This is a genomic window from Sinobacterium caligoides (assembly GCF_003752585.1).
In the GTDB taxonomy this organism is placed as follows: Bacteria; Pseudomonadota; Gammaproteobacteria; order Pseudomonadales; family Sinobacteriaceae; genus Sinobacterium; species Sinobacterium caligoides.
In genome coordinates this window covers 596,000-611,665 of sequence record NZ_RKHR01000003.1, presented here as the reverse complement: position 1 = coordinate 611,665, position 15,666 = coordinate 596,000, and the positions used below count along the sequence as shown (strand labels likewise).

At 54.6% G+C, this 15,666-nt stretch carries 10 protein-coding genes; 5 read left to right on the top strand and 5 right to left on the bottom strand.

Translation table 11 applies throughout. From position 1 onward, the window contains the following. Positions 1 to 130: 130 nt before the first annotated feature. Positions 131 to 1,810 carry a thiamine pyrophosphate-binding protein gene (locus EDC56_RS02900; RefSeq protein WP_162844060.1) on the top strand — a complete coding sequence of 560 codons (1,680 nt, stop codon included), beginning with the start codon at positions 131 to 133 and terminating at the stop codon, positions 1,808 to 1,810. Positions 1,811 to 1,889: 79 nt separating this feature from the next. On the opposite strand, the gene EDC56_RS02895 is transcribed toward EDC56_RS02900, so the two are convergent. The 4 genes from EDC56_RS02895 to EDC56_RS02880 form a co-directional block, all read right to left on the bottom strand. Continuing rightward, a complete protein-coding gene (locus EDC56_RS02895; protein ID WP_123711011.1) occupies positions 1,890 to 3,065 on the bottom strand; it encodes a thiolase family protein in 1,176 nt (391 codons plus the stop codon). A 181-nt stretch (positions 3,066 to 3,246) separates the two neighbouring features. Further along, a complete protein-coding gene (locus EDC56_RS02890) occupies positions 3,247 to 4,362 on the bottom strand; it encodes a Glu/Leu/Phe/Val family dehydrogenase (RefSeq protein ID WP_123711010.1) in 1,116 nt (371 codons plus the stop codon). A gap of 117 nt (positions 4,363 to 4,479) precedes the next feature. After that, positions 4,480 to 8,019 carry an indolepyruvate ferredoxin oxidoreductase family protein gene (locus EDC56_RS02885; RefSeq protein WP_123711009.1) on the bottom strand — a complete coding sequence of 1,180 codons (3,540 nt, stop codon included), beginning with the start codon at positions 8,017 to 8,019 and terminating at the stop codon, positions 4,480 to 4,482. Between the two features lie 422 nt (positions 8,020 to 8,441). Next, positions 8,442 to 9,446 carry a GlxA family transcriptional regulator gene (locus EDC56_RS02880; protein ID WP_123711008.1) on the bottom strand — a complete coding sequence of 335 codons (1,005 nt, stop codon included), beginning with the start codon at positions 9,444 to 9,446 and terminating at the stop codon, positions 8,442 to 8,444. Positions 9,447 to 9,649: 203 nt separating this feature from the next. Between EDC56_RS02880 and EDC56_RS02875 the strand changes: the two genes are divergently transcribed. From EDC56_RS02875 to EDC56_RS02860, 4 genes are all read left to right on the top strand, one after another. Next, the gene (locus EDC56_RS02875) at positions 9,650 to 11,512 is read left to right on the top strand and encodes a beta-ketoacyl synthase (RefSeq protein WP_123711747.1); all 1,863 of its coding nucleotides are present in this window, start codon (positions 9,650 to 9,652) and stop codon (positions 11,510 to 11,512) included. Positions 11,513 to 11,682: 170 nt separating this feature from the next. Next, positions 11,683 to 12,498, top strand: coding sequence for an FkbM family methyltransferase (locus EDC56_RS02870; protein WP_162844059.1), 816 nt, complete (start codon positions 11,683 to 11,685; stop codon positions 12,496 to 12,498). 24 nt (positions 12,499 to 12,522) lie between these two features. Beyond that, positions 12,523 to 13,392 carry an SMP-30/gluconolactonase/LRE family protein gene (locus EDC56_RS02865; protein WP_123711006.1) on the top strand — a complete coding sequence of 290 codons (870 nt, stop codon included), beginning with the start codon at positions 12,523 to 12,525 and terminating at the stop codon, positions 13,390 to 13,392. Positions 13,393 to 13,426: 34 nt separating this feature from the next. Then, entirely contained in the window at positions 13,427 to 13,849 is a 423-nt protein-coding gene (locus tag EDC56_RS02860) for a VanZ family protein (RefSeq protein ID WP_123711005.1), read from the top strand. Positions 13,850 to 13,939: 90 nt separating this feature from the next. On the opposite strand, the gene EDC56_RS02855 is transcribed toward EDC56_RS02860, so the two are convergent. Then, positions 13,940 to 15,532 (bottom strand): ABC-F family ATPase, encoded by a 1,593-nt coding sequence (locus EDC56_RS02855; protein ID WP_123711746.1) that lies wholly within the window; start codon positions 15,530 to 15,532, stop codon positions 13,940 to 13,942. Positions 15,533 to 15,666: the final 134 nt, after the last annotated feature.

The following is a 15,666-nucleotide window of genomic DNA, read 5'->3' as shown; positions in this document are numbered from 1 at the left end:
CCCATTTAAGGTGAGGCTTGAAATGGTTAAGCCGTTGCAGTGTTGTGCGGATAGCTTATGCTGACTAGCATAGCGTAGCGGTTGGTGCATATAATTAATAAAAACAATTTCTGATATGGATATCGATGAGATGAGTGAAGAGAGCGGCAAAGAAGTTCGTGAAATTATCGTAGATATTATGAAAAACGAAGGCGTTGAGTATGCCTTTGGACATACTGGGGCGCAAATACGATTTCTTTGGGATTCTATCGATCGGGATGAGCAAGTTAATGTCGTTTTTAATAAGCAAGAGGGTAATGCCGTTTATATGGCGATGGGGCATTATCAGCAATCCGGTAAAGTGGGGGTTGTTCTAGGTACTACAGGGCCAGGCGTACAAAATATGGTGGCAGGGATAGCGTCGGCGCATTTAGACTCAATTCCGATGGTAATTATTGGCTCTATGGTGCCCTCATATTCTGCGGGTAAGAATGCTCTACAAGATTCCAGCGGTCGCGGTAGGGCGGTTGATCAGCTGCAAATTTTTCAGGCTTGTACAAAGTCTGCGATGCTCGCTATGACACCGGGTGAGATCCCGACTATTTTTCGTGAAGCATTTCGTGTAGCAAAATCTGGCCGCCCTGGACCAGTCTATGTGGATGTGCCTGGGGATTACTGGCAGCATAAGGTCGATTATCAAAGTCTCGCGGCGGAGACCTATAAATGCATATCTCCTCTCGCGGCAGATTTGGTGCAGACCGAGCATATCATGTCGCGCTTGTACGCCGCTCAGAAGCCTGTGATTGTGATTGGGGAAGGCGCTTTCGAGGGAGGCAATATTCGGCAGCAGATCCGTGATTTTATTGATCAAACGGGGATCCCTTTTGCTGTTTCTCCTCTGGCGAAAGACTATGTCGACGAAATAGATCTATTGTGCTTAGGTGCGCTCCGCGTTACAGGTGGTAATCGCTATCTCTATCAATGTCTGAAGGCTGCGGACTTTGTTTTAAGTTTGGGTAATCGATTTGAACAGTGGGAATGGGACTGGATGTCGGATAAAAAGACGGTGTTGCCCAATGCTGTGATCGCTCACATCGACCCGGATGAAGATGAAATTGGCAGGGTGTTTTCCGCAGAGTATTCGATGCGTACTAGCGCTAGTGGCTTTTTTACTGCGGCACAGAGTTTTCTTACACTTAACTCTCGTCACCCAAAGCATGATGAGTTTGCTCGCGAGTGTGATGCTGCCTTAAGCTTTGTGAGGAAGGTATATGAGGATAACGGCGGGCTGCACCCTAAAAATTTAATTAAAGTGGCTCAAGATGTTCTACCCGATGATGCCTGTATCCTTTGTGACACAGGAAATATAGGTTCACTGGTCATTACACAGCTGAAGACATCGCTGACTCAGCGTTTCTTTCATGCGCAGCGCAACAGCCCGATGGGTTATAGTCTGCCAGCCAGTATGGGCGCAGCACTAGAGCATCAGGGGCCAGTCGTTAGCTTTATCGGTGACGGTAGCTTCAATATGACAAGCAACGAGCTTGCATTGTTACTTAATATACAGAGCAAGATCATTATTATTATTGCGAACGATGGCAGTAGTGGTGCTATTCGAGACGGTAATTTGAGGGATTTTAATTCGACTACGGTTTCTGAGCATGAGAACCCTGCCTACGCCGAAATGGCGAAGAGTTACAACATGAAGGGCTTCACCGTTAACAATGAACACGAGTTCTCAGAGGCTTTGTTGCAATCTCTAGAGGGGACGCAGTCGGTAATCATAGATGCGGTTTTCGGTGATATGAGCGGTATGTGGGAAGAGCAATAGCGACACTGAAGAAAGTGTTTGCCTAAAAAAACCAGCCGAGGCTGGTTTTTTTTGCTTAACCAAATAGCTAAAAGGCTGGTTAGACCTCGAGGGCAACCGCCAACGCTTCACCGCCACCGATGCAGAGTGAGGCGACGCCTTTGCTCTTGCCTGCACGCTTGAGGGCGTGGATTAGGGTGAGGATGATGCGTGAGCCGGTAGAGCCAACTGGGTGGCCCTGAGCGCAGGCACCGCCATAGATGTTGACCTTGGCAGGATCTAGTGCCAGCTCTTTGATCGCTAACATGGTGACCATGGCGAAAGCTTCGTTAATTTCCCACAGGTCGACGTCGTCTGTGCTCCAGCCAGCCTTATCCAAGACTTTCTGCATCGAGCCGATCGGTGCAGTGGTAAACAGCGATGGCTCGTGCGAGTTGCGGGCGTGCGCCTTGATACGAGCCAGCGGTGTTAAACCGCGTGCCTTGGCTTCAGACTCACTCATCATCAACAGTGCCGAGGCACCGTCAGAGATCGAAGAGGCGTTAGCGGCGGTGATGGTACCGTCTTTGGCGAAGGCAGGACGCAGTTGTGGAATCTTGTCGAGCTTAGCCTTAGGTGGCTGCTCGTCGTTGGTGATGGTGGTTTCACCGCGACGGCTCTTGATGACGACGGGCACGGTCTCTTCGAGCAGCACACCGTCTTCGATCGCCTGGGTGGCACGTTGCAGTGATTGGATGGCGAAAGCGTCCATCTCTTCACGGCTGATGTTGTTGTCATCGGCAGTCTGCTGAGCAAAGCTGCCCATTAGGCGGCCGGTGCTGGCATCTTGTAAGCCGTCGAAGAACATGTGGTCTTCCAGCGAGCGAGCGCCAGTGCCGACACCACCGCGGGCGCCGTTGATGATGTGGGGAGCGTTCGACATGCTCTCCATACCGCCAGCAATGGCAACCTTACAGGTATTAGCTTTGATCGCGTCGTGGGCGAAGACAACGGCCTGCATGCCGGAGCCGCAGAGCTTGTTCAGTGTGACAGCACCGGCGTGATTGGGAATGCCGGCGGCGATGGCAGCTTGGCGGGCGGGAGCTTGCTTGAGGCCCGCGGCCAAGACGCAGCCCATGTAAACTTCTTCGATCTCGCTGGCGTCAATGCCAGCGCGCTCGATGCTGGCTTCGATGGCGGTGGTGCCGAGCTCGACGGCGGTCAGCGCACTGAGCTCACCGAGTAGGCCGCCCATAGGGGTACGGGCACCAGAGACAATTACAACATCATCAGACATAGCGGGAATCCTTGTTTTTATACGGTGCCGTTGGCGAAATGGCGCACAGACGGCCCTAATTGAACGTATTCGATGGCCATTTAGCCATAGCGGGGCAGGCGATACAAGGGCGTCGGTGGGTATGCCGCAAGATCGGGGGCGATCGGCGCATTATAGTGCTTATTAGCCACACTGATGATGGTTAAGGTAGGTAGCTCATCGCGCTGCCACGCAGGCTGTTGAGGTGGTGGGTGAAGTGGCTGCTGGGGATCGATTGTAGGCGCTGCAGGGCGAGGTTTTGTGCGATGATAACAGGGCTGAGATTCTGTTGTTTGGCGGCGGTGAAAATTTCCGCAAGATTGTCGGGAATGCGTTGTAGGCTTAGGCTGAAGTCGTGTCTGCGGCCATCGAAATCATGTGCCAGGTCGATGAGCCCGCCGGCGTTGATGACAAAGTCAGGGCAGAGCAATACCCCGCGCTGATGAAGACGCTCGGCGATCTCAATATGGCTGCACTGATTGTTCGCTGAACCGGCGACAATACGCGCGAGTAACTGCGGGGCGGTGTGATGGTTTAGGCTCTGCCCCATGGCACAGGGGGCGAAGACATCCACATCGAGGCGGTGGATCTCCTCGTTGTCGACGGCCATCGCGCCAAAGCCTAAGCTGGCGCGCTGCAGTTGCTTGGGGTTCGTGTCGCTGGCCCAGAGACGAGCCCCGTCAGTGTGTAGCAGTTTACAGAGCGCATAGCCAACATTGCCGACCCCTTGAATGGCGACACGAATACCACTCAGGCTATCACTGCCCCGTTGCTCTTGTAGCGCCTGTTTGATGCCAAGGTAGACGCCGTAGGCGGTTGCGGGTGAGGGGTTAGCCTTGCGGTAACCGCCAAAGCCGAGGGGGTCGGGGCGCACGCCGAACACGTAGCCTGTGCGCTGCCGGATCAGGGTCAGGTCGTGGCCATTGGTGCCAGCATCTTCGGCACTGATATAAGCCCCTTGTAGGCGCTCGATAAAGTCACCCATGGCATGGAATTTCGCGGTGCTTTTGTCGCAGCTAGGGTCGCCGATTATGATGCTTTTACCACCACCGTAGGGCAGGTTGGCCATGGCGGCCTTATAGGTCATGGCTTCAGAGAGCTGCAGGGCATCGTCGATGGCGTCTTGCTCTGTGGCGTAGTTGAACATGCGGCAGCCGCCGACGGCGGGGCCGAGCGTGGTGTTATGAATGGCGATGATGGCGCGCAGACCGCTGTCGCGATCATTGCAGAAGGCGAGATATTCGTGCTGATTATCGTGTGGGTTATCAAATATTTTCATCACACGCCTGCCATTGCTCGATGAGGGTGTCGTTGCCGGACTGGGATACCGCTAGCAGTGTAGGGTTATCAACATGACGAGGCAAAGACGAATTAGTTTACGGCTTATAGTCGAGCGTTATTTTAGCGGCCGGCTCGACTGCCTTGAGCTTTCCTTATCCGTTTGAATAATAGTCGATAACTGCCCTCTTAACTGCTCGCGTTGAGCGCTGAGCCGGGTGATGTTGGCGTGTTTGATGTGGCCATAGCCACGATACTCGAGAGGCAGCTGTAGTAGCTCAAGTGCGATGTCTACATTACGCGCCTGCAGGTGCTGCTCGATGAGCTGACAGTCTGCTTCAAAGTCGGTCAAGGTCTGCTGTTCGAGGCGTCGATCAGCCTGTAGGCGGAAAGGGTTGAGCGGCGTAAAGCGCAGCCAGCGCAGTTTTGCCAGCAGACGCAGTGGCAGCCGGAAGTATCCCCCGAAATGACGTTTCACCCCCGTCGTGTTGTTATCAGTGTTGTGATCAGTGTTGTTATCAGTACTGTTGTTGCCGCTGTGATGACGCTTGTGGTGGTGACGCAGATAGGGGGCGGCGAGGTGGTAGTGAATACTGAAATCGCCACTAAAGGTTTTGTCCAACTGCTCTGTGAACGCCGAGCTGGTCAGTTGGCGGGCGACTTCGAACTCGTCCTTACAGGCGAGCAGTTTGTAGTAGCTGTGTGCCGCTGCGATGGCAAGATAGTCGTGGCTGTGAGTTGCCAGCTCGATGGCGGAGAGTCGCTCGATACGTTGCTGGAAGCGACGAGCATAGCGTGCATTATGGTAGTTGGTGAGACGTTGGCAATAGCTTTCGAGGCACTCGGCGAGGGTGTCTGGCGGCGCCGCGTGGGTGGCGATTTTTTGCCTCAGGTGTTCGCTAACGGTGACGCTGAGTCGGCCGAGGGTGAAGGCCAGCAGGTTTTCCTCTTGGTCGGTCTGGTTGAGGCGGATAGCCTGCTGCAAACTGCTGGCACTGACTGGCAGCTTGCCGAGCTGGTAGGCGTGACCGAGCAGGACGGTGTTGCAGTAGCGAGGACTACCCAGCCACTCTTGGGAGAGCCGATAAGGATTGAAGCAGCTGATCTTGTCACCGAGCAAGCGGTATAAGTTATTTAGCAGCGGCGGTTTCGGGAAGGGGTGTTGTACATCGTGAATAAAGTCAGCGGTGATGCTTTGGTGCTCATTGATGATGCCGAAGCTGCTGTGCTTATCGAGTAGCGCTAGGCTCTCATCCATGCTGGAGACAGCGAGATCGAAGCCTAGCAGCAGATGGCTGCAGCCCGCAGGAATGCGCGCGGTGAAAAGCTGGTGAGGACGTTCGGCGATACGCACGTGGCTCGTGACGGCACCGAACTTCTGTGCCAAGCCGGTGATGTCGATACTCTTGGTGATTTTGCCTTCTAGGTGGGCGGCCATGGACAGTAACGCCGAGGCGGTGACAATGCCGGTGCCGCCGATGCCGGTCAGCACGATATTGTAGCCTTCACGGCAGTCGATAGCGCCGACTTCATCAGGGGGAGGGAAGCCGCTAAGGTCACGTACCTGCCGCTTCAAGCGAGCGCCCTCGAGAGAGACGAAGCTGGGACAGAAGCCCTCGAGGCAGCTGTAATCTTTGTTGCAGCCTTCCTGGTCAATTTCGCGTTTGCGGCCGAGGGTGGTTTCGACGGGGACGATGCTGAGGCAGTTGGAGGCAGTCGAGCAGTCGCCACAGCCCTCGCAGAGTTCACGGTTGATAAACAGCCGCTTGGCGACATCGGGGTAGGCCCCGCGCTTGCGTCGGCGACGTTTTTCGGCGGCACAGGTTTGGTCGAAGATCAGGCAGCTCACCCCCTTGGTCTGACGCAGTCGTCGCTGTAGATTGTCGAGTTCGCGTCGATGAAAAATCTCGACGACCGGGGCGAAATCCGCTGACTTATCGTACTGGTGCGGAGCATCGGTGACGAGGGCAATGACCTTAACGCCTTCACTGTAGAGTTGCTGACTGAGTTGCGGCACGTTCAGGCTGCCATCCAAGGGTTGGCCGCCAGTCATGGCGACGGCATCGTTGAAGAGGATCTTGTAGGTGATATTGACCTTGGCGGCGAGGGCGGCGCGGATGGCGAGGCTGCCGGAGTGCAGATAGGTGCCGTCACCGAGGTTTTGAAAGACATGATCACACTGAGTGAAACGGGCCTGGCCAATCCAGGTGACGCCCTCGCCACCCATCTGTGTGAAAGTGAGGGTGTCGCGCCCCATCCAGGTGGCCATGTAGTGGCAGCCGATGCCGGCCATGGCATGGCTGCCTTCGGGCACGACGGTGGAGCTGTTGTGTGGGCAGCCAGAGCAATAGTGTGGTTTACGGATGAGCGAAAAGTGGGCCTGTTGTAAGGCTTGGTATTGTTGCTGCAAGAATTGCACACGCTGTTCGATGGCGGCCGACTGGTAGAAGGGGGCCAGACGAGCGGCGATGACCGTGGCGACGATGGCGGGGTCGAGCTCGCCGGTGTTACCGAGCAATAGTTGTTGCTGTTCGTCGAATTCACCGACAACGGTGGGGCGCTCATCGACCGGCCAGTTATAGAGTTGGCCGGTGAGCTGGTCTTCGATGATCGAGCGCTTCTCCTCGACGACTAGGATCTCCCTGAGCCCCTTGGCAAAGCGGTGCACAATATTGGGTTCCAGCGGCCAGCTCATGCCGATTTTCAGCAAGCGAATAGAGTGCTCCTGCTGGTCACCATCGATGCCCAGGTCGAGCAGCGCCTGGCGTACGTCGTGATAGGCTTTGCCGGTAGTGATGATGCCCAGCCGGGCGTTGGGCGGGTCGACGACAATACGATCAAGCTGGTTGGCGAGGCAGAAGGCACGAGCGGCATAGATCTTGTGGCGCTGTAGGCGAAATTCCTGTTCGACGGGGGTGTCAGGCCAGCGCAGGTGGAGGCCGTCGGCAGGCAGCTCGAGGTCGGGGTTGACGATGTTGATGCGGGATAGATCGATGTCGATATTGGCGCGGCTGTCCATGTTCTCGGTGATCGCCTTAAGCGCTACCCAGCAGCCGCTGTAGCGTGACATCGCCCAGCCATAGAGCCCGAAGTCGATGAGCTCTTCGATACCAGCGGGGTTGAGTACTGGGATGCCGGCGGCGATGAATAGATGTTCGCTCTGATGCGGTAGCGTGGAGGAGCGGGCGCCGTGGTCGTCGCCGGCCAGGGCGAGAACACCTCCGTAGGCGGCGGTACCCGCCGCGTTGGCGTGCTTGATGGCGTCCATGCTGCGGTCGACACCGGGTCCCTTGCCGTACCAGAGAGCGAACACACCTTGATATTTTGCCTCACCGATAATGCCGGCCTGTTGACTGCCCCAGACCGCGGTGGCGGCGAGATCTTCGTTGAGACCGGGCTGAAAGTAGATGCGGTGTTGTTCGAGTAATGTCTGCTGTTTCCACAGTACCTGGTCGAGACCGCCGATCGGCGAGCCGCGGTAACCCGAGATGAAGCCGGCGCTGTCGATGCCGTGCTGTTGATCGAGCTCGGCTTGCAGCAGAGCGAGGCGGGCGAGGGCTTCGATGCCGCTGAGCAGCACTGTGCCGTGCTGTTGAAATTTGTCGCTCAGGGTAGATTCGGTGGGCGACGCGGAGATGGACCGGATTTTATTCGTCATGCCAGTATTTCCTTGCAGGTGATGCGGACTGGATGAGGTGCCGTATAGCTGTGAGTATAGCCGGTAGGAATTAGCTCGTGCAGAGAGAAGCGCTATTATGACGAAAGAGGCGTGGACGAGGGTTTCGACAGATCGGCGCTTTTGCATAAGAAATAACGATATTTCTCTACATTTGTCGGCCTTTACCTATGTTTTTTTCCTCCCATACTGGTTAGAATGCTCGCCATAAAATCCCTCCAGAAATACCCGCTCAGAAACACCCGCCCAGAAATACCTATAGCAGGTAGCGACAGCGCGCGACTAGGAAGAAAAGAGATGACACGATTAACAAACCGATTTAGCGCCATTTTAGAAGACCATGTGCAGGCGACACACCGTGGCAACTTATTAATCTTATTGGTGTTAGCGAGCTTTACCCTGCTTTAAGGCGTCTGTTCGGGTAAGCTGAACAGCTTGCCACGTACTGATTTCCGGTAGCTGCTTGGCGGCTGCCCCAGTAGTTGTTTGAATAACCGTGAGAAGTGGCTGCTATCTTGGTAGCCGACAGCAAAAGCAACCTCCGCAATGGAGAGGTTGCTGTCTTTGAGTAGCCCCTGAGCGATATCGACCCTCACCTTGGCGAGATACTCCCCCGGTGTCATCCCCGCGGCGGCGCGAAATCGTCGATTGAAACTGCGTACACTCAGCCCACAGTGTGCGGCGAGTTGCGTGCTATCGAGGTGCTGCTGGTAGTGCTCGAGTAGCCACTGCTGCGCTTGAATAACGGACTCATCCCCGTGACTACTGACCTCTCCCTCGACAAAGCTGTGTTCCTTATAGGTGCGCCGGATTTCTGGTGAGAAGTGACTCTCAACTTCTCGGGCAGTGGCGCGATCGTAAAACTGTTCAATGAAGTGAATCATTAGGTCAGCCACCGAGTTGACGCTGCCGACACAGTAGAGGTTATCGGCCTGGGTGATCAGGTGTGCGCGTTGCAGTTTCACCTCTGGATAGCGGTGCGCGAAGGCATCCATAAAATACCAGTGTGTGGTGGCGGGTTTGTTGTCCAGTAGGCCGGCTTCGGCAAGGAAGCAGCTGGCGGTGCCGACGGAGCAAATCTGTGTCTTACGTTGGTAGCTGAGGCGGAGCAGTTGACTGACCTCGTCATTGCGCCTGACCACGGGAATGGGGTTGCGCCATAGTGCCGGCAGGATCAGCAGGTCGATGTTGTCGAGTTGCTGGTAACGACAGTGCGGTTGAATCAAGATCCCACCGCTATGGGAAACGGCCTCTTTGCTCTGGCCGGCGAGGGTAATCGTCAGCTGAGTGCTAGGCCCCTTACGGCTGCGGTTGAAGTTATCGGCGGCCGATAACATCTCAGCAGGCAGGCTGAGACTGCTGGCGAGGGCATGTTCGTAGAGGAGCAGGGCAACGTTGATCTGTTTCATTCGGTGAGCCTAATCAATTTTGGCTTAATTGGCCATAGCCTTGGCCATATTACCATGATTAATGCTTGGTACATGCATTACACTTTGCGCATCACTTAGGAGTGGCCGCCGTTTTTTCTGGCGCGACGCTAATTTTTGTCGAAGAGCCAGCTCCTGCTCACCCCATTCAGCGCCAATTTGCGTTGCTCTTTGAGAGGCTTGTTATGTCAGCTCTTCCTATTATCGTCGGTTTTGGTGGTATCAACTCATCGGGTCGTAGCTCTGCTCACCACGGCTATTGTCGTACGGTTTTTAGTGCCCTTGATGAGTCCGAACAACGCCGTACATTGGCTAGTCTCAGACAGTTGATGGTGCCGGGTGAAGAGGATGATACGACCATGAGCGATGAGCAGATCTTGGCGCACACGCTTGTGCGTCGCATCGAGCATCAGCACTTTCCCGTCGATGCAGTCTCTTGGAATAAGAAGCTGCCTCTGACGCCTCAAGGGGATCTACAATTTACTGTCTCTGTGCGTAACATGCCGGCGGTATTACCGCCGGGCTGGCGTGTAGAGCCTATCGACAAGAAGACGGTGTTGGTGACTGTGACCGCAGCCGTTGAGATGTTGGTGCGCGATTATCGCAAGGTGCCGGTACAGGCGGCAGGGCAGCTGCCGATGGGCTTTGAGCCCGGTAAACTCTACCAATCGCGTAATCATCCTCGCGGGCTGCAGATGACGGTCTTTGCTGCTAGCGATGCGCTGGGTTCACTGGGTATTGATTGGTCGGAGCTGCAACAGCAGGTGCCGGCCGATCAGATCAGCGTCTACGCCGGCAGCGCCATGGGGCAGCTGGATGGCAATGGCTACGGCGGCCTATTGAATTCTCGGGCGCTCGGTAAGCGGGTGACTTCGAAGCAGTGTGCATTGGGCTTTGCGGAGATGCCAGCCGACTTCGTTAATGCCTATGTGCTCGGCAGCATGGGCACGACCGGGACCTCCATGGGTGCCTGTGCCTCTTTCCTCTACAACCTGCGTCACGGTATCGATGATATTCGCAGTGGTCGCACCCGAATCGCGGTAATTGGCAACAGCGAGGCGCCGATCAATGCCGACATCATGGAAGGGTATTCCGCGATGGGCGCGCTGGCGACCGATGAGGCGCTGCTGGCTCTCGATGCCGCTAAGGCGTTAGCCGACCCGGATTATCGTCGTGCCTGTCGCCCCTTCGCTGAAAATTGTGGCTTTACCATTGCAGAATCTGCCCAGTTTATTATTTTGATGGATGATGCGCTGGTGATGGAGACTGGGGCGACAATCTTTGCTGCCGCCGGTGATGTGTTTATCAATGCCGATGGTAATAAAAAATCGATCTCAGCACCCGGTGTCGGCAATTATATTACCGTCGCCAAGGCGGTGGCTTCAGCCAAGAGTGTTGTGGGTGCCGAGAGCATCAGTCAGCGCAGCTATGTACATGCGCATGGCACGAGCACACCGAAAAACCGGACCACCGAATCACATATTCTCAACGAGACGGCAAAGGCCTTCGCTATTGACCGTTGGCCGGTCGCAGCGGTGAAGTGCTATCTCGGTCATAGCATCGGTTGTGCTGCCGGAGACCAAATCGCCAGTGCACTGGGCGTTTGGCAGCACGGTATCATTCCGGGTATCGCGACCATCGAGAGTGTGGCCGATGATGTGCACCAGGATCATCTCAATATCAGCCCAGAGCACAAGTCGGTCGGCTGTCAGGCAATGGATGTGGCTTTTGTTAACGCCAAGGGCTTTGGTGGGAACAACGCGACAGGTTATCTGCTGGCACCGCACGTGGTCGAGAAAATGCTCAGCAAGAAGTATGGTGCTGAAGCAATGACGGCCTATCGTGCGAAGAATATCGCCGTCGCTGCTAAGGCGGCGGCCTATGATGAGGCGACGCTGCAAGGGCAAACTAGCCCGCAGTACTGGTTCGACCACCAAGTGCGTGGTGATGAGCATATCAGTCTGAGCGATACCGAGATTCGTATCGAGGGCTACGACGCCTCGATCAGCCTTGAGATGACCAATCCCTACGCGGAAATGTGTGATTAAGGGCGGTTAAAATTTTGGGAGGGCAGTGGACGCCCTCCTATCTTGCTCGATCTATTGTGAAGAATTGTTCGTCCTCCTCCCTTTTTGTGTAATACCCTGACGCTCTTACGTTATAGTGAATAAAAAACAGTAATACCTAGCGGTGCTGACCGTGTCGGGAGATGAGAAGTATGGCTAAGAGTTACCCCTTAAAAGTTGCCGGCTTGCAAGTGCCGGTGTCGATGCTGGTGCACGAGCATGCCGACGACACCCATGTCTCACGTTTTATTGCCAGTGACGGTGTGTGGGAAGAATATGAAACCCAGCTGATTGTCGAGCGCCTGCAGGCCGGTGATGTTTTTATCGATGTCGGTGCCAATATTGGTTATTACTCGGCGCTGGCAGCACAGTGTGTTGACCGTAGCGGTCATGTCTTTGGCTTTGAGCCGGAGCCACTTAACTATGCTTTATTTGCCCAGAATGCGGCTCTCAGCGGTGCAGACTACGGGGATAATGTGACGGCGGTGAATGCCGCGCTGGCCTCTCAACCAGGGCAGGGGTATCTGTATTTGAATGAGGCCAATCGAGGCGATCACCAGATTTACGATGATGGACGTGGGCGCAATAAGACGGCGATCGAGCTGCTGCATGGCGATAGTTATTTCGACGCTATTGATCCGGAGCTTAAGGCAAGGGTGATCAAGGTCGACACTCAGGGAGCCGAGATCGAGGTGCTGACGGGGTTGGCTAAGCTGGTTGAGCGCTCGCGTCAGGGGTTGAGCCTCGTCATTGAGTTTTGGCCGCGTGGACTGATTAATGCCGGCGGTAACGCACACCAACTGCTGGATTGGCTGCTGGCTTTAGAGTTGTCGATTTTTATCATCGACCAGATCGACAACCGGCTAATCCCCGCAACAGAAGCCGATTTAAGGCCTTGGATCGACGACTTAAATAATGATGCAAGCAATGAGGGATTTCTCAACTTGTTACTCGAAAACAGCATATAACAGGCCAGTAGCAGGAGGCTCATAATGATAAAAGAAGAGAGTACAGACACGGTAGTAGTCGACCACCCGACAACCATTGTAGCGGAGGGTTTAACCTTTCCTGAGGCGCCGCGTTGGCATGATGGCGCGCTGTATTTTTCCGATTTCTACAGCCATAGTGTCTATTGTCTGAAGGGCGAACAGTTGAATTTGGTGGTGGAGGTTGCGGGCAGGCCATCGGGTCTAGGCTGGCTACCCAATGGCGATATGTTGGTGGTGTCGATGTGCGATCAGCGGGTACTGCGTTTCGATGGTGAGCAGCTCAATGAATTTGCCGATGTCAGTGACGTGATGATGGGGCCACTCAACGACATGGTCGTTACAACGCAGGGGCAGGCTTATGTAGGGAGTTTTGGCTTTGAAATTGGTGAGCCGATACAGGCCTCAAAGCTAGTCAAGCTTGAACATAATGGTGCTTTTGAAGTGGTTGCCGAGGAGATGACCTTCCCTAATGGCAGTGTCTTGCTGGATGGCGGCAAGGTACTGGTGGTGGCGGAGACGCTTGGCCACTGTCTAACGGCTTTTGATGTCGGCGATGACGGGCTGCTGAGTGGACGCCGCCTCTGGGCTGACTTAGGTGAAGTGATGCCTGACGGTATTGCTTCCGATGGCTGTGGTGGCATTTGGGTGGCGACTGTTGATTGTTATGTGTTGCGCGTGTTGGAAGGTGGGCAGATCAGCCATCGTATCGCTTTATCGCAAAAGAGCTTTGCCTGTGTGCTCGATGCAGCGGGTGACTTTCTCTATATCTGTACCAGTGCTGAGCTAGAACCTGAGGCTTGTCAGCTGGCGCGCAGTGGGCGTATAGAGCGCTTCGATCTTCGCAGCCTGTCGGAAAAATTGGTGTTAAAATAGGCGGTTTACTGTCGGCCGCTGTTGAGCGGTGTTTATGATGATGAAGGTTTTTAATGTGCAACAGCGTTATGTTTTGAATTTCTATCGTCTGTGCTTTTGGCTTATTTTGCTCTTTGTCAGCCAACAGTCTCTGGTGCCGCAGCCGGCGCAGGTCTTTGAGAATAGCTGGGATAAAGCTTTACATTTCACTGCTTGGTTTGGCGTCTCGGTCGCGGCTTACCTGGCTTATGGTTACCACTCTAGGGGGTTGAAAGTCATTCTGGCGGTATTTGCCTATGCCGTCCTCGTAGAGTGTGGACAGCTGTGGGTGCCTGGACGTTTTTTCTCGTTGCTCGATATGTTGGCCAATGGGCTAGGCTGCCTGTTGGCTGTGCTTGCTATCGTGCTGTTGGAGCGTTGGGTGCCGTTGCCGTGGCAGCAGCGGCTAAGTGGCTTGCAGCGACGCAAACCGTGGTGATAAGCCCCGTATCATGCAGATAAAAAAAGGGAGGTAGCTGTAAAGCTTACCTCCCTTTTTTGGCGCTATTGGCGACGAAATCGTGGCCGTTTAGATGCCTTGTGACTTCAGGTAATCTTCATAGTTACCGTGGAAGTCGACGATGCTGTTGTCTTTGATCTCGATAATTCGCGTCGCCAGTGAGGAGACGAACTCACGGTCGTGGCTGACAAACATCAGTGTGCCGGGGTAGTTTTCCAACGCTAGGTTGAGTGATTCGATACACTCCATATCCATGTGGTTGGTCGGCTCATCCATCAGCAAGACGTTGTTATCTTGCATCATCAGCTTGCCGAATAGCATGCGCCCCTGCTCACCACCGGAACAGACTTTCACGTCTTTCTTCTGCGTGTCAGCAGAGAAGAGTAAGCGGCCGAGGGTGGCGCGGACGATTTGGTCCTCGTGGTGCTCCTGGCGCCAGTTGCTCAGCCACTCGAATAGGCTCTCTGACTTGGGGAAGTCGCGGGCGTGGTCCTGAGCATAGTAGCCAACCTGAGCATTTTCAGCCCATTTGAAGCTACCTTCGGTAGGTTCGACCTCGTTCATCAAGCACTTTAGGAAGGTGGTTTTCCCCACACCGTTGGCACCGATAATGGCAATGCGCTCGCCAGCTTCGACCAGTAGATCGGAGTTCTGGAAGAGTTGCTCGCCGCCTTCGTAGCGGTGACCTAAGCCTTTCACCTCGAGGGCGAGACGGTGTAACTTCTTCTCTTGCTTGAAGATGATATAAGGGTTAATACGCGTTGAAGGCTTGATGTCAGCAAGTTCGATCTTATCCAGACGCTTGGCGCGAGAGGTAGCTTGCTTTGCCTTGGAGGCGTTGGCGCTAAAGCGGCTGACGAACTGTTTCAGCTCGGCGATCTCGGCCTTCTTCTTGTTGTTCTCGTTCTGCATGCGTTCACGTGCCTGGGTAGAGGCGGTCATGAAATCATCGTAGTTACCGGGGTAAACCTTGATGGTGCCGTAGTCGATATCGGCCATGTGGGTGCAGATAGAGTTTAGGAAATGACGATCGTGCGAGATGATGATCATGGTACAGGTGTAGCTATTTAACACCTCTTCCAGCCAACGGATGGTGTTGATATCCAAGTTGTTGGTCGGCTCATCAAGCAGCAGGATGTCGGGGTTGGAAAACAGCGCCTGGGCGAGAAGTACGCGAACCTTTAAACCTGGAGCAACGTTGCTCATCAGGCCCCAGTGTAGGTCCAGTGGAATACCGGCGCCCAATAATAGCTCACCGGCACGACTCTCTGCGGTGTAGCCATCCATCTCGGCAAACTCAGCTTCGAGGTCACCGGCGCGCATGCCGTCCTCTTCGCTCATCTCTGGCTTGGCGTAAATGGCATCACGCTCTTCTTTGATCGCCCATAGTTCGCGGTTACCCATCATCACGGTATCGATGACGCTAAATTCTTCGAAGGCGAACTGATCCTGGCTCAACTTGCCGAGGCGTTCGTTGGGCGTGATCGAGACGTTACCTGCAGTCGCCTCTAACGAACCATCGAGGATCTTCATGAAGGTTGATTTTCCGCAGCCATTGGCACCAATTAGGCCGTAACGGTTACCTTCACCGAACTTGACGGAAATATTTTCGAAAAGCGGCTTACTGCCGAATTGCATGGTGACATTAGCTGTTGAAATCAAGAGCAAATCCTGCGCTGAATGGGCGATAGAAAAAATGGAGGGCGAATTATAAGGGGTTGTGCAGCGATAAGCAAAGTTAGCAGAATGTCGATCGACCTTAGGGCGGTGGTTGATGGCGGGAAAATAGCTGCTGT

What these genes read in the sequence shown, in the direction of transcription:
- EDC56_RS02875 (WP_123711747.1), top strand. Translation starts at nt 9,650, where the DNA reads ATGTCAGCTCTTCCTATTATCGTCGGTTTTGGTGGTATCAACTCATCG.
- EDC56_RS02895 (WP_123711011.1), bottom strand. Translation starts at nt 3,065, where the DNA reads ATGTCTGATGATGTTGTAATTGTCTCTGGTGCCCGTACCCCTATGGGC.
- EDC56_RS02890 (WP_123711010.1), bottom strand. Translation starts at nt 4,362, where the DNA reads ATGAAAATATTTGATAACCCACACGATAATCAGCACGAATATCTCGCC.
- EDC56_RS02885 (WP_123711009.1), bottom strand. Translation starts at nt 8,019, where the DNA reads ATGACGAATAAAATCCGGTCCATCTCCGCGTCGCCCACCGAATCTACC.
- EDC56_RS02870 (WP_162844059.1), top strand. Translation starts at nt 11,683, where the DNA reads ATGGCTAAGAGTTACCCCTTAAAAGTTGCCGGCTTGCAAGTGCCGGTG.
- EDC56_RS02880 (WP_123711008.1), bottom strand. Translation starts at nt 9,446, where the DNA reads ATGAAACAGATCAACGTTGCCCTGCTCCTCTACGAACATGCCCTCGCC.
- EDC56_RS02900 (WP_162844060.1), top strand. Translation starts at nt 131, where the DNA reads ATGAGTGAAGAGAGCGGCAAAGAAGTTCGTGAAATTATCGTAGATATT.
- EDC56_RS02860 (WP_123711005.1), top strand. Translation starts at nt 13,427, where the DNA reads ATGATGATGAAGGTTTTTAATGTGCAACAGCGTTATGTTTTGAATTTC.
- EDC56_RS02865 (WP_123711006.1), top strand. Translation starts at nt 12,523, where the DNA reads ATGATAAAAGAAGAGAGTACAGACACGGTAGTAGTCGACCACCCGACA.